The 19131-nt window shown below is 39.0% G+C and carries 18 protein-coding genes; 11 read left to right on the top strand and 7 right to left on the bottom strand.

The window, feature by feature from the left end; genetic code table 11:
- Positions 1-13 precede the first annotated feature (13 nt).
- Entirely contained in the window at positions 14-1870 is a 1857-nt protein-coding gene (locus tag ACZ5L8_RS04075) for a TonB-dependent receptor plug domain-containing protein (RefSeq protein ID WP_464439979.1), read from the top strand.
- Positions 1871-1945: 75 nt separating this feature from the next.
- On the opposite strand, the gene ACZ5L8_RS04080 is transcribed toward ACZ5L8_RS04075, so the two are convergent.
- Complete coding sequence (locus ACZ5L8_RS04080) at positions 1946-3403, bottom strand: S41 family peptidase (RefSeq protein WP_464439981.1); 1458 nt, start codon at positions 3401-3403, stop codon at positions 1946-1948.
- Positions 3404-3514: 111 nt separating this feature from the next.
- Between ACZ5L8_RS04080 and ACZ5L8_RS04085 the strand changes: the two genes are divergently transcribed.
- The 6 genes from ACZ5L8_RS04085 (at position 3515) to ACZ5L8_RS04110 (ending at position 9014) form a co-directional block, all read left to right on the top strand.
- Positions 3515-4030, top strand: a complete 516-nt coding sequence (locus tag ACZ5L8_RS04085) for an RNA polymerase sigma factor (RefSeq protein ID WP_464439983.1) — start codon at positions 3515-3517, stop codon at positions 4028-4030.
- Positions 4011-4448 (top strand): hypothetical protein, encoded by a 438-nt coding sequence (locus ACZ5L8_RS04090; protein WP_464439985.1) that lies wholly within the window; start codon positions 4011-4013, stop codon positions 4446-4448. The genes ACZ5L8_RS04085 and ACZ5L8_RS04090 overlap by 20 nt, the downstream gene beginning before the upstream one ends.
- Positions 4449-4474: 26 nt before the next feature.
- Positions 4475-5008 carry a DUF4252 domain-containing protein gene (locus ACZ5L8_RS04095; RefSeq protein ID WP_464439987.1) on the top strand — a complete coding sequence of 178 codons (534 nt, stop codon included), beginning with the start codon at positions 4475-4477 and terminating at the stop codon, positions 5006-5008.
- A complete protein-coding gene (locus tag ACZ5L8_RS04100; protein ID WP_464439989.1) occupies positions 4998-5552 on the top strand; it encodes a DUF4252 domain-containing protein in 555 nt (184 codons plus the stop codon). Before ACZ5L8_RS04095 ends, ACZ5L8_RS04100 begins: the two co-directional genes overlap by 11 nt.
- A 144-nt stretch (positions 5553-5696) precedes the next feature.
- Positions 5697-7781, top strand: coding sequence for a phosphate acetyltransferase (gene pta, locus ACZ5L8_RS04105; RefSeq protein ID WP_464439991.1), 2085 nt, complete (start codon positions 5697-5699; stop codon positions 7779-7781).
- Between the two features lie 48 nt (positions 7782-7829).
- Entirely contained in the window at positions 7830-9014 is a 1185-nt protein-coding gene (locus ACZ5L8_RS04110; RefSeq protein ID WP_464439993.1) for an acetate/propionate family kinase, read from the top strand.
- On the opposite strand, the gene ACZ5L8_RS04115 is transcribed toward ACZ5L8_RS04110, so the two are convergent.
- Genes ACZ5L8_RS04115 through ACZ5L8_RS04125 form a run of 3 tightly spaced genes read right to left on the bottom strand, consistent with a single transcriptional unit; the run spans position 8996 to position 11164 of the window.
- On the bottom strand, positions 8996-9187 hold the full coding sequence (locus ACZ5L8_RS04115) for a hypothetical protein (protein ID WP_464439995.1): 192 nt from the start codon (positions 9185-9187) through the stop codon (positions 8996-8998). The two genes, ACZ5L8_RS04110 and ACZ5L8_RS04115, sit on opposite strands and share 19 nt — an antisense overlap.
- The gene (gene purB / locus ACZ5L8_RS04120) at positions 9188-10531 is read right to left on the bottom strand and encodes an adenylosuccinate lyase (protein WP_464439997.1); all 1344 of its coding nucleotides are present in this window, start codon (positions 10529-10531) and stop codon (positions 9188-9190) included.
- A 54-nt stretch (positions 10532-10585) separates the two neighbouring features.
- Positions 10586-11164: a hypothetical protein gene (locus ACZ5L8_RS04125; protein WP_464439999.1), complete on the bottom strand. Its 579-nt coding sequence runs from the start codon at positions 11162-11164 to the stop codon at positions 10586-10588.
- Positions 11165-11199: 35 nt separating this feature from the next.
- Between ACZ5L8_RS04125 and ACZ5L8_RS04130 the strand changes: the two genes are divergently transcribed.
- A complete protein-coding gene (locus tag ACZ5L8_RS04130) occupies positions 11200-11673 on the top strand; it encodes a heme-binding domain-containing protein (RefSeq protein WP_464440001.1) in 474 nt (157 codons plus the stop codon).
- Here ACZ5L8_RS04130 and ACZ5L8_RS04135 read toward each other — a convergent pair.
- On the bottom strand, positions 11636-12322 hold the full coding sequence (locus tag ACZ5L8_RS04135; RefSeq protein ID WP_464440003.1) for an SIR2 family NAD-dependent protein deacylase: 687 nt from the start codon (positions 12320-12322) through the stop codon (positions 11636-11638). The genes ACZ5L8_RS04130 and ACZ5L8_RS04135 overlap by 38 nt on opposite strands.
- Positions 12323-12433: 111 nt before the next feature.
- Here ACZ5L8_RS04135 and ACZ5L8_RS04140 point away from each other — a divergent pair, with 111 nt between their 5' ends.
- The 3 genes from ACZ5L8_RS04140 to ACZ5L8_RS04150 all read left to right on the top strand — a co-directional run bounded on the left by ACZ5L8_RS04140 (position 12434) and on the right by ACZ5L8_RS04150 (position 15656).
- A complete protein-coding gene (locus tag ACZ5L8_RS04140; protein ID WP_464440005.1) occupies positions 12434-14377 on the top strand; it encodes an autotransporter outer membrane beta-barrel domain-containing protein in 1944 nt (647 codons plus the stop codon).
- 67 nt (positions 14378-14444) lie between these two features.
- The gene (locus tag ACZ5L8_RS04145; RefSeq protein ID WP_464440007.1) at positions 14445-15095 is read left to right on the top strand and encodes a TrmH family RNA methyltransferase; all 651 of its coding nucleotides are present in this window, start codon (positions 14445-14447) and stop codon (positions 15093-15095) included.
- Positions 15096-15131: 36 nt separating this feature from the next.
- The gene (locus ACZ5L8_RS04150) at positions 15132-15656 is read left to right on the top strand and encodes an SRPBCC family protein (RefSeq protein ID WP_464440009.1); all 525 of its coding nucleotides are present in this window, start codon (positions 15132-15134) and stop codon (positions 15654-15656) included.
- A gap of 34 nt (positions 15657-15690) precedes the next feature.
- On the opposite strand, the gene ACZ5L8_RS04155 is transcribed toward ACZ5L8_RS04150, so the two are convergent.
- Entirely contained in the window at positions 15691-16473 is a 783-nt protein-coding gene (locus tag ACZ5L8_RS04155; protein WP_464440011.1) for a carboxypeptidase-like regulatory domain-containing protein, read from the bottom strand.
- A 142-nt stretch (positions 16474-16615) separates the two neighbouring features.
- Complete coding sequence (locus ACZ5L8_RS04160) at positions 16616-19021, bottom strand: alpha-ketoacid dehydrogenase subunit alpha/beta (RefSeq protein ID WP_464440013.1); 2406 nt, start codon at positions 19019-19021, stop codon at positions 16616-16618.
- Positions 19022-19131: the final 110 nt, after the last annotated feature.

A 19131-nucleotide genomic window follows, 5' to 3' on the forward strand; every position in this document is an offset into this window, starting at 1 on the left:
AATCAATTTAAAAATGAACACAAAAAAGTATGTGTTTGCAGCCGGTGTATTGGCTTGCTTTTCTGGGTTTGCGCAACAGCAACCAGAAGAACTTAGTGAAGTAGTGGTGACAGATTCTAAGACGCCGCTTAAACGCGAAAACAGTGGTAAAGCTGTTGTAAAGATCACGCAGGAAGAACTAAAACAAAATCCTGGGAAGTCGCTTGCAGAGATCATCAACACTGTAAGCGGAATGGAAATTAACGGTAGCCGAAGCAACGCCGGGCAAAACTTGAGTTACTATGTGCGCGGCGGGAATAATCGCCAGGTTCTTGTGGTGATTGATGGTGTGCAAATGAGCGACCCATCGCAAATCGCAAATGATTATGATTTGCGTCTGCTAGATGTAAATACTATTGAAAGTATCGAGATCATTAAAGGTGCTGCGAGTACATTGTATGGTAGCGGCGCTGCAGCTGCAGTAATTAATATTACTACTAAAAAAGCTTCAGAAAATAGTATTCATGCGAGCGTGACAAGTGTTACGGGAACTAACGAAGCGCAGGATGACCGCGATTTTACATTGGCAGATTTTCGTAATAATATTAATGTGAGCGGTTCGCTTGATAAATTCACGTATCAGGTTGGTTTTGGTCATCAAAAAACTGACGGGCTTTCGGCGGTTGAGGGAACTGAGTCTGATCCCTTTAGTCGTCAAAATTATAATGCAAAAGTGGGTTATGGCTTAAGCCAAAATCTTAACGTGGGTGTTTATGCAGATTATGAAACGTATGATGCCGCTTATGATAATTCTTTTCCGCTGGAGGATGCAGATTTTATCGCTACTAGCGAGCAGAAGCGTATAGGTCTTACCAGTGACTTTGGGTACAATAATGGTAAAATCGTTCTAAATGCAGCATACAATACTATTGACCGCGCTTTTGAATCTAACTATCCTAGCGCTTATGAAGCAGATAGCTATGTGCTGGATCTGTATAACCGTTACACGTTTGGTGAGCAGTTTTATACCGTTTTTGGTTTTAATTATGTGGAAGGTCGCACAGAATATGGCGAACAAAAAAGTAGCACAAATGCTGATCCGTATGCAAATGTGGTTTACGTTTCAGACTTTGGGTTGAATGTAAATGCTGGCGCTCGTCTTAACAATCATAGCGATTATGGTAGCCACGCGGTTTATAATTTAAATCCGTCATATCGTTTTGATATCAATGATGGTTATGTGAAATTCTTCGGGAGTTATGCGACTTCTTACATTGCGCCGTCGCTTTCACAATTGTACGGTCCGTATGGAGCGAATCCTGAGCTAGAGCCAGAAGAAGACAGAACCATTGAAGGTGGGGTGGAGTTGAACAAAGGTATTTTCCGCGTAAGCGCAAACTACTTTAACCGTCTTGAGCAAAATTATATCAATTATGTGACGATCGATTTTGACACGTATGAGGCACTTTACCTTAACGTTGACGAAGATTTTACCGTGAGTGGAGTAGAGGCTGAGGCTGAAATTAACCCAACAGATTGGTTGCGTTTTAGAGCAAATTACACTTTCGTGGAAAGTCTAGACCGTCAAGGGCTGCGTATCCCGAAACATAAAGCCAATGCGATTTTAGGTATTGATCTTGACAAAAAGAGTTTTGCACAAGTGAGCTATCAATATACCGGAAGTCGCACAGATGCTGACTTTGTAAACGGCGGAAACGTAGAACTTGATGCTTTTAACCTTGTTGACCTGTACGTAAGTCGAAAAATTCTTGAGGACAAAGTGAATATCTTCTGGGGTTTCAGTAATATTTTTAACGAGCAATATACTGAGCTGGTAGGCTACACTACAAAAGGAAGAAACTTTAGATTTGGTTTCAACATGGAGTTCTAAATGAATCTCTAAAATGAAGATTAATAAAAAATCCGATGATCGCTCATCGGATTTTTTATTGACTATAATTGAGTTTTATTTTTTCACGACATCTACGTACATGCGTTGATACGTGAGGTTTTCCATACCTTTTTCACCAACAGTTGGTAAAACTTTAAAGTCTGCTCTTTGTTTGGTAAACGAGCGCGTAGAAGTTATTTCGTTTAAGGCTGCAGCCAAAAGTGGTTCGTTCACATCACCTAGCGTACCTAGATCAAATACATTTTCTTCTACTTCAACATCAGGATCAATACCATTTACAAAACCAGTTGTACCCGCAGCATTTGCAGAAGTAAAGATCAATGGCTGAATTGCATAAGTATGATTAGGATTTGCATCATTACGCTGAAAGTTTGGCGCTTCGCTATCATAAAATGTAGTTGACGCTTGAAACTTACCCACAGTAGTTGTCCCTATTTGAGTTACATCTATATAAGGAGTCAAGCCGTTAATTACAAGCTCGCTGGCAGAAGCAGAACTTCCTGTTGCGATAATGAAAACACGTCCTAGCTCTAGGCTATTAATATCTTCACCCGTTTTGATTTTTGTATTAAATCTGTTATTAAGCGTTTCAGGATCTTGTTGTCTAAATATTTCTTGGATTTGCGGGTTCCAAACTTCAGTTGAGAATATTTCTCCATCAAATTGACCTGTGATCATCGCTGCAAGATCTGTTGCTGTGCGCACAGAACCACCACCGTTATAACGTAGGTCTAAAACAAGATCAGTTACTCCGTTAGAATTAAATTCCGCGAAAGCATCATTAAGCTGTTTATCAAAGTTTGCTGTGAATGAGTTATACATTAAATATCCTATTTTCTCGCCATTTACATCTAGCGTCTTAGCAACGAGAATAGGATTCTCAGTAAGTTCTACTTTATTAAGATCTATGGTTTCGCCGGTAGATTGAACGGTAGAACCATTATAAGTTGCAAGTTCAATGGTATAGCTGTCTTGACTAAGTAACACGCGCGAAGCGTTTGATAAAGAGTTGCCTGTTGCAGTTAATTGCTGGCCATCAATTTTATTAAAAATATCGCCGCGCTCAATTCCTGCTTGATCTGCCGGACTGCCAGGTACAACATAGCGCACTACCGCCATAACATTTACACTACTTCCTGGTTGAAGTCTTAGTGTAAAATCAATACCATTTTGCAGAGTAACTCCTGCAAAAGAATTCTCAAGCTCAATATAATCGTCTGTGATAAAGCTAAAGCGATCGTTGTTTTGATCTACCAATCCATCATAAAAGAAACTCTCTGGCGAATCATAACTATTAAGAAAAGCTGTATACTCTTCATCAGTCTCAAATGCATCATCTGCAAGTACAGCAACATTGGGTTTGTAGAGATACCATATGTTCATCGCCTTCCAGATAAAATCATTGATCTCAAGATCAGAAGCCGGTTGAACTTCATCATCTCTGTCTTTAAAACAAGATGATGCGGTGAGTAACAAACAAAAACCCAATAGAATTAGGGAAATCTTCTTCATAATTTTCTTTTTCTTTAGAACCTTAAAATTACGGTATTATTGTTAAATGAAAATCTTTTGTAACAAAATACACAGTGGGTCGTCATCCTTGTAACTAACCACAACAGAACAATGAATCAGAACGAATTTCTAAAAATCGTTTCGCCATTTCAGGATAAGCTTTACAGGCTGGCAAGAAGATTGCTTGTCTCTGAGGCTGAGGCGAAGGATGCGGTTCAAGAGGTTCTTTTAAAACTTTGGACTAAAAAACAAAAGATCAAAGAGTATCGTAGTGTAGAAGCATTTGCCATCACTACAACAAAGAATTATTGTTATGACAAGCTCAAGGCAAAAAGTAGCAACAATCTTAAAATTGTACACAGCAATTATGAAGATAGCAGCTACGACACTGCCCGTCAAACCGAAGCAAGAGATCAGGTAGATCACGTTTTTAAACTAATGGAAACGCTACCAGAACAACAAAAGATCATTTTGCAGCTTAGAGACGTAGAGCAGTTTAACAATGCAGAGATCGCAAAACAACTTGATATGAATGAAACAGCCGTTAGAGTAGCGCTTTCTAGAGCTCGTAAAGCGATTCGCGACGGTCTAATAAAAAAACACAGCTATGGGATTAAAGAGAATTGAAGATTTGCTTGATGCCTATTTTGAGGGCGAGACAACGGTGCAGCAGGAGCAGGAGCTAAGAGATTATTTTTCAGGAGCAGATATCGCTCCACATCTTGAGCTATACGTGCCTATGTTTAATGCCTTTGTTAGCGCTCAAGGCGAAAAGTTCACAGGTACCATTGATCTTCCCCAAGAAAAAAGAAGATTATACTGGATACCCGTTGCAGCAAGCATCGCAGTAATTATAGGAGCCTTTGCTTTTTTTGGCGGAAGCCTTAACAACAATAATGATTATGGCACTTATCAAGACGCAGATGTAGCCGCGCTTAAAGCAAAGCAAGCCATCGTGATGATGTCAAACTTTATGAATAAGGGAACAGATCAACTTAAAGTGATCGATGAGTTCTCAAAAACAACTAAAGAATACGTAAAATAAAACACCCCTATTTAAATCAAAGAAAAATGAAAAAACTATTTGTTATCGCAGTGGCCCTTTTTATGACCAGTATGAGTTATGGCCAAGACAGGTTTGATAAATTCTCAGACATGAAAGAGGTTTCTTTCATGAGCATGAAGCCTAAGCTTTTTAAGCTAGCCGCAAAATTAGACCTTAATACATCAGATCCAGAAATGCAGTCTTACATAGATCTTGTAGATAATCTTGAGACAATTAATATGTACACCAGTACAAATGCGTCTATCAAAGATCAAATGCGCAAAGAAGTTTCATCATATATCAGCAGCACAGGTATGGAAGAGCTAATGCGTGTGAAGCATGAAGATAAGAATGCTAAGTTCTATTACATACCAGGTAAGAACGATGATTTTGTAAAAGAATTCTTCATGTTCATAGATGGTAACATAGACGGCGATGATCGTGTTGTGATCTTTAAACTTACCGGGAATATTGATCTTAATCAAGTAGCAAAATTGGCTAACGATCTTAACTTCCCAGGTGGAGATAAACTTAAAAATGTAGATGGTGATGATAAGTAAGAGTTTTTTCAAGATACTTTTTGGAGCATTCCTAGCGCTTGCAGTTGTAAGCTGTAAGAATGGACAATCGCTACAAGAGTATTATGTGGACAATAAGGAAGATCCCAACTTTGTTCTGGTTGATATTCCTACTAGTTTGATAAGTCCAGATAGCCAGATGCTAGACGAAGAGCAAAAAAAGGTGCTCTCAACAGTGAAGAAGATAAACATGATGGCCTATAAACTAGATAACGAAACTAAAGATCGTTATGACACAGAGGTCAAAAATGTAAAAACCATTCTCTCTAGTGACGATTATGAAGAGTTAATGACGGTAGGTCACGGCGACCAGAATATGAGACTTTACTTTAAAGGTGAAGAAGAAGCCATAGATGAGATCGTTGTTTTTGTAAACGATAATGCTAAAGGTTTCTTGCTAGCTAGAGTTTTAGGAGATGACATGAACATAGGCGATATGTCTAGCATGATAAAATCTTTTGAAAACGGAGATGCAAAAGTAGACATCTCTCAGTTTGAAGGCATCATGGATGTTTTCAATCAATAATAAATTTACATTCATCAATCAGTTAAAAGCGAATACCACAAGTATTCGCTTTTTTCATTTTATCATAACTTAAAATGATGACATAAGACAGCTTTTCCTAATTGTCATGATGTAATTTTGCACAGAATTACAACCAGAAAAACTATGAATAAGGGGATCTATATCGCAACGCTAGAACCAGACAGTGGTAAAAGTGTTGTTTCACTGGGACTAATGCGCACATTGCTGGGTAAAGCGGCAAAAGTAGGTTACTTCAGACCTATAGTAGATCATAAAAAAGATGGTGAGAAAGACAACCATCTAGATACCGTTATGTCAGCCTTTGATCTTGATATTAAATACGATGAAGCCTATGCGTTTACACGTGCCGATATTATCAAGAAGCGCAACATTCGTTCTGGAGATATTCTCGATACCATAATCACAAAATACAAAGCGCTAGAAAGTAGATTTGATTTTGTGCTGGTAGAAGGTTCAGATTTTACTGGTGACGGCAGCGTATTTGAGTTTGATACAAATGTGCTTATCGCGAAAAATCTTGGCATCCCAACGATTCTCGTAGCTAGTGGTCTTGATAAAACTAAAGACCAACTTATGAGCAGTTTGCACGTGGCATACAACTCGTTTATTGAAAGAGATGTTTCAGTAGTGGCAGTTGTAGCAAATAAAGTGCAAGACGAAAAAACTGTAATTCACGCATTACGAGAATTTCTCCCTGAAACCGTTGAGGTTTTTACCGTACCCTTTATAGAGAAACTAGCGCATCCTACAATTAAAGAAATTGTAGACACACTAGATGGTAAGGTATTATTTGGTGAAGATTTCTTGAATAATCAATCTGGTAATTATGGAGTAGGAGCGATGCAATTGCGCAATTACCTTACACACCTCAAAGAAGATAGCCTTGTGATCACTCCGGGAGATAGAGCAGATATTATCTTGGGCGCTTTGCAGGCCAATATCTCTAGCAACTATCCGCGTATTTCTGGGATTATTCTCACTGGCGGATTATTGCCAGAAGAGCCCATTTTAAAACTTATAGAAGGTCTTTCTCAGGTTGTGCCTATTGTTTCAGTGCAAGAAGGAACATTTGCAGTAACTAATAAAGTAGGCGGAATCAAATCTCGTATCTACGCAGATAGCCGTCAAAAAATAGACACGTCTCTTACCTTATTTGAGAAACTCGTGCCGATGGATAATCTGGTAGAGCGTCTTATTAATCTTGCTCCTGGCGGAATCACACCGCGCATGTTTCAATATGGTTTGATGCAACGCGCTCGCAAGGCAAAAAAACACATCGTTCTTCCTGAGGGAACAGATGAGCGTGTTCTTTTGGCTGCAGCCAAATTAACCGAACTCAATCTAGTTGAAATTACTTTACTAGGTGACGCAAATGAAATCAAGAAGAAAGCAACATTGCACGGTATCCCCGTAGATTGGAATAAGCTTAAGATCATCAACCCGGTAGAATCAGAGTGGTTTGAAGACTACGTGGCGACCTTCTATGAACTGCGTAAACACAAGAATGTGAATATGGATATCGCTCGCGATTGGATGGCAGATGTATCCTACTTTGGGACGATGATGATCTATAAAAATCATGCAGACGGTATGGTTTCTGGGGCGGCGCATACAACGCAACATACCATTAGACCTGCGCTTCAATTCATAAAAACAAAGCCCGGAGTTTCAGTGGTTTCTTCTGTGTTTTTTATGTGTCTTGAAGACCGTGTTTCGGTTTTTGGCGATTGTGCAATTAACCCTAATCCATCAGCGACAGAGCTTGCTGAGATCGCAATTTCATCGGCAGAAAGTAGTATGGCATTTGGTATTGAGCCTAAGGTTGCTATGCTTAGTTATTCTTCGGGAACTTCTGGTAAAGGTGAAGATGTAGACCGCGTGAGAGAAGCAACAGAGATCGTAAAAAAGCTAAAACCAGAACTTAAGATCGAAGGTCCGATTCAGTATGATGCGGCGGTTGATCCTCGTGTGGGTAAAAGTAAATTGCCAGACTCTGAAGTTGCTGGTCAAGCTTCTGTATTGATATTTCCTGATCTTAACACGGGGAATAATACCTACAAAGCCGTACAGCGAGAGACTGGCGCTTTGGCGATTGGGCCTATGCTGCAAGGACTTAACAAACCGGTAAACGACTTAAGCCGCGGTTGCACGGTAGACGATATTTTTAACACCGTTATCATTACTGCGATACAAGCTCAGGGATTATAATTTTTACGCTTCCGCGAAAGCGAAACACAAACACTCGAAACAATTTTCATGCTTACACTTGTTATAAATTCAGGAAGTTCTTCATTAAAATTTCAACTCTTTGAGATGCCTCAAAAAACCGTGCTCGCCTCGGGAATGGTAGAGCGTATAGGGATTGAAGGTAGCGAGGTACATTACAAAACTGCATCTGCAGAGCTTTCTTTAAAAAAGCAGATCAACGATCATACAGATGCCCTTAATGCGGTTTCAAACCTACTTCTTGATCCTGAAAATGGTGTGATCAAGAATGTAGAAGATGTTGCCGTTGTGGGACATCGCGTGGTGCATGGTGGGCGTAAATTCACCGAAACGATGTTGATAGATGATAATGTGAAGGCAAATATTAAAAGGCTCTTTTCGCTTGCACCTTTGCATAATCCACCGAATTTTACCGGGATCGAGGTTGCTGAGAAGATTTTTACCGCTGCAAAACAGGTGGCTGTTTTTGACACTGCTTTTCATCAGACGATGCCGCAGGAAGCGTATCAATATGCGATTGAACCTTCGTTTTTAGATGAGTGGAATATTAGAGCATACGGTTTTCATGGTACAAGCCACAAATATGTGAATGAAGCTGCTGCAAAGTATTTTGGCTTTAAGCCAAAAAAAGCGATCTCTTTGCATTTAGGTAATGGTTGTAGTGCTGCTGCTGTAAAAGATGGAGATTGTGTGGATACTTCACTAGGTTTTGGTCCTGTAAATGGCCTTATTATGGGAACGAGAAGTGGCGACATTGACCAGTCAGTTATTTTTTACTTGATAGATAAATTAGGATATTCTGCAGAAGCGGTAAACGAATTGCTCAACAAAAAAAGTGGAATGCTTGGACTTACCGGGAAAAGCGATTTGCGCGATATAGAAGAAGCCGCAGCAAATGGTGATGAATCGTGTAAGATCGCGCTAGCCATGAACGCGTATAGAATTAAAAAATACATAGGTTCTTATGCCTCTGCCCTCAACGGAATAGAAGTTTTGATATTCACTGCCGGGATAGGAGAGAACAGTTCGACGCTTCGTAAGATGGTTTGCGCAGATATGGATTATCTAGGTATCGTGCTAGACGAAGAGAAAAATGCTGTGCGTTCTAAAGAAATTAGAGAGATACAATCTTCAGAAAGCAAAGTGAAAATTCTTGTGATCCCAACTAACGAAGAGCTAGAAATTGCAGAACAAGCTTACTCTTTAGTTTCCTGATCTTTCTTGCTGTTATGTCTATCTGTGAGGATGATGTTAAGCAATAAAAAAGCAAAGTAGATAGTAATAGCCACCCAGGTAATCTTGTATTGAAAAAGATTACCTAGTCCGGCAATAATAATGGCGCCAAACAGTATTATGGTTAGATATACATTTGCCGCTTTGTTCTTCATTTAAATACCTGTGTAGCTTGAAGGGCTTATAGCCTTAAGCTCGTCTTTGATCTCAGAGCTTACATCTAGCGTATCAATAAACGCAGCAATGCTTTGTTGCGTGATCGCTTCGTTTGTTCTGGTAAGACCTTTAAGCGCTTCATAAGGATTAGGATAACCTTCTCTTCTTAATATGGTTTGTATTGCCTCTGCAACAACAGCCCAGTTTTTCTCTAGATCCTCAGCAAATTTTGCCTCGTTAAGCAGTAACTTGTTAAGACCTTTAATTGTGCTTTGTAGTCCAATAACAGTGTGACCTAGTGGTACTCCTACGTTTCTTAAGACTGTACTATCTGTAAGGTCGCGTTGCAATCTTGAGATAGGAAGTTTTGCCGCAAGATGCTCAAAAATAGCATTTGCAATACCTAAGTTTCCTTCACTGTTTTCAAAGTCAATAGGATTTACTTTATGCGGCATCGCAGAAGATCCTACTTCACCAGCCTTGATCTTTTGTTTAAAGTAATCCATAGAGATATACGTCCAGATGTCACGGTCAAGATCAATAAGAATATTATTGATACGCTTTAATGTGTCAAAAAGCGCAGCCATGTGATCGTAATGCTCTATCTGTGTAGTTGGGAAACTGTGATACAGTTTTAAACGTTTTTCAACGAAGTCTGTACCGAATTCCTTCCAATCTTTATCTGGATATGCAACCTTGTGTGCATTGTAATTACCAGTTGCTCCTCCAAATTTTGCTGCATGTGGTACACTTTCAAGCAATTTAATTTGCTCTTCAAGTCTTACGATAAAAACATTTAATTCTTTTCCTAAGCGAGTAGGAGAAGCCGGCTGACCGTGTGTTCTTGCAAGCATTGGGATGTTGCTCCAGTCGTCTGCATGCTGTTTAAGATGATCTATCACCTCAAGCAATTGCGGCAGATAAACTTTCGCGACAGCGTCTTTAATACTTAAAGGTATCGCTGTGTTATTAATGTCTTGAGAAGTAAGCCCAAAGTGAATAAACTCTTTGTATTCGCTTAATCCCAGTTCGTCAAACTTTTGCTTTATAAAATATTCTACAGCCTTAACATCATGGTTTGTAACCTTCTCGATGTCTTTAATAGCTTGTGCATCTTCTAGTGTAAATTCTTTATAAATATCTCTCAGACTAGAAAAAAGGCTTGAAGAAACACCATCAAGTTGAGGTAGTGGCAATTCGCAAAGCGCGATAAAGTATTCAACCTCGATGATCACTCGATATTTTATGAGTGCTTTTTCAGAAAAAAACTCTGCAAGTTGTTTTGTTTTACCGTTATATCTTCCGTCAATGGGTGAGATCGCCTCTAATGCTGAGATTGCCATGTTTTGCTCTTTTTGCTTTAAAAATGGCAAAGATACCTTAGCACAACCGTAGTATCAAATCTTTATTGAATTCTTTGATTTATAAAATTGATCTATAGACCTTAAGGTATTTCTGCCACGCGCTTGGAAGCCCGCGCTTTTGTGATGCATATCTTTGTTAATCAATGCTTTTAATTCTGTGTGTATCCATTCTGCTTCCATGCCTAATAGTAACAAAATGGTCATTGCATGTGCCTGTGTTGCAGTTTTGTTATCATTAATCAGCCAGTCAAATGCGTGTTCTGTAAGTTGTTTTTTATGCTGTTGCGAAAAGATCTTAGACTTCTGTGTGAAGTGATAGAAGGAGAGAAGTTCGGCCATTTTTGCAAAAGACCGTTTTGCACCATGCGTTTTTAAAAACGGAATAGTTTCAAGAAAATCATCAAGAAATGAAAAAATGATTGAAAGTTGCCTTTTGCAAGCCATTTCTAATAGCATCGCTGCTCGAGAAGATTTACTGTGTTTATTTTTAATCAGTTGGAAACAATAAGACACAAGTTCAGGATCATCTATGATATCTTGAGCAATACTTTTTCTTTCGGCGGGAGCTTTGCCAGAATAATTTATATGATCACAAAATTCCTCTAGTGTCATAAAATGTTTAAATTTCTACTATAAATATAGATAATATGATTTGGATCAAGAGATTTTTAGTTTTAGCCTTAATCGCATTAGTAGTAATACAATTTATACCTGTAGATAGAAATGAGAGCGGTTATGAAACTCTTGATGCATTTATCGCAGAGACAAAACCTTCAGCTGAAGTTCAAGAGATCCTTAAAGCTAGCTGTTATGATTGCCATAGTGATCAAACGATCTATCCTTGGTATGCAGATGTTGCGCCGGTAAACTTTTGGCTTGCAAGCCATATAAAAGATGGAAAAAGACACCTTAATTTTTCAGACTGGTCACAGTGGAATGCTAAGCGCAAAGACCATAAACTTGACGAAACCATTGAGATGATCGAGGAGGGCGAAATGCCTCTTGTATCTTATACGCTCATGCATGGTGATGCAGATCTAACAGCAGATCAAAAAGAGTTGTTGATCAATTGGGCAAAGGCTGCTAGACTGCAACTTTCTTCAGCTCCTCAACCACAATAGGAATCCCAACGGTTGCTTTCTCAGGAATTACCATAAGATTTTTAGATGGTGCCACGCTAGGATTAGGATCTACAAAGAAAATCTTAGCATCTTCTTTAGCATATTGTACAAGACTTGCTGCGGGATAAACCTGCATAGAAGTTCCTACGATTATGATAAAATCTGCTCGAGCAGTGATCTCTAACGCCGGCTCAAACATAGGCACAGCTTCACCAAACCAAACCACATGCGGCCGTAGCTGACTATTCTTTGAGCAGCGATCTTCAAACGTGATATCTTTTTTCCAATCTATAACGAGAGATTCATCTACTGTGCTTCTAGCTTTTAGTAGTTCGCCGTGTAGATGAAGCACGTTATTACTTCCTGCCCGTTCATGTAGATCATCAATGTTTTGGGTAATTACAGTTGTATTAAAGAGGTTTTCTAATTTGGCTATAGCCAAATGTGCTGCGTTAGGTTTTACAGTGAGTAACTGTTTTCTACGTTGATTGTAAAAATCAAGAACGAAGGCATTATCTGCCTCCCATCCTTGAGGACTAGCAACTTGCATAACATCGTGTCCTTCCCAGAGTCCATCAGCATCTCTGAAGGTTTTAATACCACTTTCTGCACTCATACCAGCGCCGCTTAAGACGACCAACTTTTTCATATTCTCAGTGTTATAATCAAATTTTAACAAAATATTTAAAACTGTGATGTAAATATCGTCGTAATTATCAATAACGTCGACCAATGACGATTAATCTTTTAAAACACAATTATGAAAAAAATTATTTACTTTTTAATTATGATTCCTCTCTTAGTAGGGTGTAGTAATGATGATGATAATATTATGATGACAGATGACGGCCCGATGGGTACCGGCGAGAGTATGTCATTTGATCTTTCTACCAACTTTGATTCAAATGTAACAGGTACAGCAACTGTAGAAAAAAATACAGACGGTAGTTCAACAGTAACTTTATCTCTTAACGGAGATGTTAGTGGTGGTCATCCAGCTCACATTCATGTTAATAGCGCAGCTGAAGGTGGAGAAATTGCAATGTCTCTAGAGCCTGTGGATGCAAGCGGTATGAGTAAAACAGTAATTACAAGTCTTGATAACGGTTCTGCTATTACCTATGAAGAACTTATAAGTTTTGATGGTTATATTAATGTGCATCAAAGTGCTGCAGATCTTGCAACGTTAATCGTTCAAGGAGATATAGGTACAAATGATCTTACCGGTGATACAAAAATGTATAGCTTATTTACAAAAGCGGTAGATGGTATTGATGGTTCTGCTACTTTTTCTAAACGAGTAGATGGCTCAACTTTAGTTACTCTTATGCTAGATGGTACGCCAGATGATGGTGAGCATCCTGCACATATACATTTTAACACAGCAGCAGAAGGTGGTGATATTGCAGTTTCTCTTAATGCAGTGGCTGGCGTTACTGGTATGTCTTATACTCAAGTAGAAGCTACAACAGGAGGAGACGCTTTAACTTATGATGATCTTTTAAGCTTTGACGGTTATATTAATGTACACGCTAGTGCTGCAGATCTAGCTACATTAGTTGCTCAAGGAGACATAGGTCAAAATGAGTTAACTGGAGATACAAAGGCTTATGCATTAGGATCAGTTGCTGTTGATGATATTTCTGGACAAGCAATGTTCTCTAAACGTGTAAATGGTACAACCTTGGTAACGCTTATGTTAGATGGAACTCCAGCAGATGGTGAGCACCCAGCACATATTCATTTTAATACCGCTGCAGAAGGTGGTGGTATTGCTGTAACATTAAATTCTGTTGTTGGAGCTTCAGGTATGTCTTATACTCAAGTAGAGGCTACTAATGATGGTGATGCTCTTACCTATGATGATCTATTAGATTTTGATGGTTACATTAATGTGCATTTAAGTGCTGCAGATCTTGCAACTTTAGTTGCTCAAGGAGATATAGGACAAAATGAATTAACAGGTGATACAAAGGCATACGCTTTAGGAACGGTAGATGTTGAGGGTATTTCTGGTGAAGCAAAATTCTCTAAGCGTGTTAATGGAACTACATTAGTAACCCTTATGTTAGATGGAACTCCGGCTGATGGTGAGCATCCAGCGCATATTCATGTAAATACAGCTGCAGAAGGTGGTGGTATCGCTGTGACTTTAAGTTCAGTGGTTGGAGCTACAGGGATGTCAAAAACTCAAGTTGAGGCTACTAATGACGGTGATGCTCTTACTTATGATGATCTATTAGATTTTGACGGATATATCAATGTACACGCCAGTGCTGCAGATCTTGGAACTCTAGTTGCTCAAGGCGACATAGGTCAGAATGAGTTAACTGGAGAGTCTCAAGAATATTCTCTAGGAACTGTAGATGTTCCAGGTATTTCAGGTTCAATTCTTTTTGAAGAGCGTGTGAACGGTGAGGCTCTTGCTACAATTGATCTTTCAGGAACAATTACAGGAGGCGATCATCCAGCGCATATTCATGCAGGAAGCGTAGCAAATGCTCCAGGCGATATCCTTATTACTCTTAGCTCGGTGGTAGGCGCTAGCGGAATGAGCAAAACTAATATCTCTGCTTATAACAACGGTGATGCAATAAATTATGATCAACTTATCGCAATTGATGGTTATGTAAATGTGCATAATAGCGTTTCAGATCTTGCAACACTTATCGCTCAAGGTAATGTGGGTGTAAATGCAGACTAATAAATTTTAAGTTCCCTATATTAAAAACCTGACCAGATTTGGTCAGGTTTTTTTATTTTCACGCGTTATGAGCAATGATCTATTAAACTATTTGCAAAGCTTTCTCACGCAGGAGCGAAAAGATAAATTCACTGAGGTTTCTTCACAGAGAACCAGGCATTTTACTGTGGTTACAGAAGGTTTAAGACACCTACACAATACTAGCGCTGTGATACGTAGCTGTGAAGCTTTTGGCGTGCAAGATGTGCATGTCATCGACGAAAAAAGCGGTAAACGCATAGATAAAGAGATCGCTATGGGCGCTCAGAAGTGGACGTCTATTCACCGTCATGCTTCTGTAGATAATGTGATGGACGAGCTTAGAGAAAAAGGATATCGCATTGTAGCGACCACGCCACATCATGAGGCACATACTTTGGCAGATTTTGATATCACACAACCAGCTGCTTTGTTTTTCGGTAAAGAATCCATTGGCTTAAGCCAAAATGTAATAGACAAAGCTGACGATTATATCTACATTCCTACTTTTGGGTTCACCCAAAGTCTAAATATATCAGTCTCTGCGGCAATAATAATTCAAGATTTGATGCATCGCCTGAAAGATTCTGATATCGATTGGAAATTAAAGGAAGATGAACTGAAAGCGCTGCAATTACAGTGGACTAAAGACAACATCAAAAGTCTTAAACAAGTTATGGAGCGATACAACGCGTCTTAAATTTCATTATATTTAGAATATCTTAATCCTCTATCTATGATATTCTTATATGTAATTCTTGCCCTAGTAGTCATTGTTTTTATTTTGGCTCTTCTTGCCCCAAAAACTTATCACGTAAGTCGTAGTATAATAGTAAAAAAGCCTTCTCACGAAGTTTTTGAATATTTAAAATATCTCAAAAATCAGGATGATTGGTCGCCGTGGAGTAAAAAAGATCCAGATATGATAAAGACATTTACTGGTGTAGATGGCGAAGTGGGTTTTGTCTCAAAATGGGATGGAAATAAAGACGTAGGAAGCGGCGAGCAAGAGATCACAGAGATCTTTGAGGGTAAACGCATAGAATCTGAGTTGCGCTTCTTAAAACCTTGGAAAAGCACAAGCAATGCCTTTATGGTTGTAGAACCTAAAGAAGATGCTCAAACCGAAGTCACTTGGGGTTTTGATGGTGAGAACAAATTTCCATCTAGCATTTTCATGCTGTTCATGAATATGGACAAAATGATAGGCAAAGACTTTGAAGAAGGCCTTCAGAACTTAAAACAAAAGTTGGAGAAATAGGGTAGAAGTCCTTTTCGCTTAAAGCGAAAAAAACTTATTTGCGATCTCTGTTTATAGCTCTGTATTCTTCATAACAGCTACTGATAGCATCAAGAATTTGAAGATCGTTAGCAGTGCGAACAAAACTCTCTGAATAGTCACAGCGTCTAAGAATCTCTTCAATATCAACGGTGGTAACTTGCAGTAAAGCCGCTAGCGTTTCACGATCTACTTTTTGACTTAGGAGTTCTCTGATCTTATCGTCTTCTTTGATCTTGCGCAATTTGCGCATTTGTTGCGGTCGCTTACCAAAAATATTATAGAGAAAATCTGCGGGATTAAATACAGAACTTAGGACTTTATTAATGGCGCTAGGTTGACTGTCGCCGGCCTCATAACCGCTAGAAAGCCCAGAAATGCTGTAACGCACGTTCTTAAATACCGGCACATTCATCGCATCGATCTCTAGATAGCCAGTAAGTTCTACCTCTTTAACCACAACCTCTTCTAGCGCGATGCCTACTTCTGTCATTTTTACTTTAACGTCACCAAATTTCTTCCAGTCATTCGTAACGCGAACTTGTAGTGTTTTGAAACCTAAAAATGAGAAATATAGCGTGTCGTTAACCTTAGCGCGAAGTTGAAATTTACCATCGTCTTCACTAATGGTTCCTTTAACGGTGTTAAGGTTTATGATGTTAACGTTGTCAAGAATCTGATCGTCTTTAGAATTCACGACAGTTCCTTCTATTATGTAGCGGTCTTCATCATCTTGATTTTGCGCAAGCGCAGCAAGTGAAAATGTAAAAAATAAAAGGAATGTAAGTGCTCTTCTCATGGGGCAGCCAATTTAGAAAAAGAGACGGGAAAATCATACCAAATGTTGCGTTTTCCGTCAGATTTCGTAAATATTTTGACCCGTTGATAGATCAAAAGTTTAAACTCCCGATGTAAATCCAGATATAAAGTGCTAAACGCTACTAGTAAAGCGCCGGAAACTCCTTTGGCTTAGCTTCATGAATAATGCTGTAGATCTTCTCAAAAATATCTTCTGTAGATGGTTTTGAGAAATAATCTCCATCAGAACCAAATGCTGGTCTGTGTTGCTTTGCCGTTAAAGTTTGTGGTGCGCTATCAAGATATTTGTAAGCTCCTTGTTCTTCTGTGATCTTTCCTAAAATGTAAGCCGAAGCACCACCAGGAACATCTTCATCAACCACTAAAAGTCGGTTAGTTTTCTTAACGCTTTCTACCGTGTCGTGATGTATGTCAAAAGGCAATAGAGATTGAGCATCTATAACTTCTGCATTAATGCCTACCGCAAGAAGTTCTTTTGCAGCTTCTTCTACTAATCTTAATGTGCTACCATAAGAAACAACTGTAATATCAGTTCCTTCTTTTACGGTTTCAACTTTACCTATTGGTGTTTTGAATGTGCCAAGATTTTTTGGCATATTCTCTTTAAGGCGATAGCCATTCAAGCTTTCGATCACAAGTGCTGGTTCATCACTTTCTAAAAGAGTGTTATAAAAACCAGCAGCCTTAGTCATGTTGCGAGGTACAAGAATGTACATACCTCTCAATAGATGGATCAAAGCACCCATCTGGCTACCACTATGCCAAATACCTTCTAATCTGTGTCCACGAGTTCTTACAATAAGCGGAGCAGTTTGTTTACCAGCAGATCTGTAACGCAATGTTGCAAGATCATCTGTAAGCGTAGCGATCGCATAGAATATGTAATCTAAATACTGGATCTCTGCGATAGGGCGGAAGCCACGCATGGCAAGACCAATACCTTGACCAATGATCGTAGTTTCTCTAATACCAGCATCGGCAACGCGCAGTTTCCCGAATTTTTTCTGTAAACCTTCTAATCCTTGATTTACGTCACCAATATTTCCTGAATCTTCACCAAAAACTAGCGTTTTGTCATTGGTTTCAAAGATCTTTTCAAAGTTATCTCTTAAAATAACTCTTCCATCTACAGGAGTGTCACCATCATATTCTGGTAATACTTCAGCGATATTGGTAGCTCTGTTTTCACCCTCATTATAAAGATGTGAACTAAAGTTAGGCTGATTGTCCTTTGTATAGGTGTTAATCCAGTTTTGTAGGTCTGCCTTAGCGGCGAAATTTTCTTTTACTATAAATCGCAAAGTCTTACGAGCAACAGTAAGCAGATCATGCTTTAGTGGCTCTTTTTCTGAAGCTAGCGTATCTCGCAATGGCTTTATAAAACTTGCATTAGCACTTTGCTTCACTACAGCATCGATAATGTCTAGGATCTCAGTTTTATCTTTCTTTATCGGGTTGATAAAAGACTGCCATGCGTTTGTTTTACCTTCACGAACCTTACGTTTGATCTTCTTCTCAAGATCTACAAGCTCTTCATCAGTGGCGATTTGATTTGCGATCATCCATTCTCTCATTTTGAGATTGCAATCAAATTCTTTTTCCCACGCTAATCTGTCTTGACTTTTGTAACGCTCGTGCGATCCAGAAGTACTGTGACCTTGCGGCTGTGTAAGTTCGGTAACGTGTATAATAACCGGTACATGCTCATTTCTTGCGACTTTACCAGCTTGTTCAAAAGTGGATATAAGCGCAGGATAATCCCATCCCTTTACACGTAAAATTTCAAATCCTTTTTCTTCTTCATTGCGCTGAAACCCTGAAAGGATCTCGCTAATATTTTCTTTTGTGGTTTGATATTTACTTGGTACAGAAATACCGTAATCATCATCCCACACAGAGATCACCATAGGTATTTGAAGCACACCCGCAGCGTTGATAGATTCAAAGAACATACCTTCGCTGGTACTTGCGTTTCCTATAGTTCCCCAAGCAACTTCATTACCACCGTTAGATAATGCTTCGTCTTGGATATTTAATTTTCTAAAAAGCTTAGAAGCTTCTGCCAGACCCACAAGTCTAGGCATTTGTCCTGCAGTACAAGAGATATCTGCACTACTGTTATATTGTTGTGTGAAGTTATTCCACGAGTTGTCTTCATTAATGCTGTGCGTCATAAAGTGACCGCCCATCTGTCTACCAGCACTCATAGGATCATGATCTATACTGGTATGTGCATAAAGACCTGCAAAGAAGTTTTCTACATTAAGTAGATCTAGCGCCATCATAAACGTCTGATCACGATAGTAACCAGAGCGCCAGTCTCCCTTTTTAAAGGCTCTGGCCATGGCAAGTTGAGGAACTTCTTTACCATCGCCAAAAATTCCAAATTTAGCTTTACCAGTTAAAACCTCTCTTCTACCTAGCAAACTACATTCTCTACTTGTGACCGCTGCTTTGTAATCGTCGATTACAGTTTTTTTGAATTCTTCAAAAGTCAAGTCACTCTGTGATTCAGTTTTAATAGCCATTATGAAATTTTCATTATGCTGCAAAAATAAAAAAAAGGCACATACCGTACAATATCTAAAACGTTAGAGTGATGTCAAAATTTTAATAAAAAACAGATTTATTAAGGATT

It is taken from the genome of Leeuwenhoekiella obamensis (assembly GCF_055391795.1).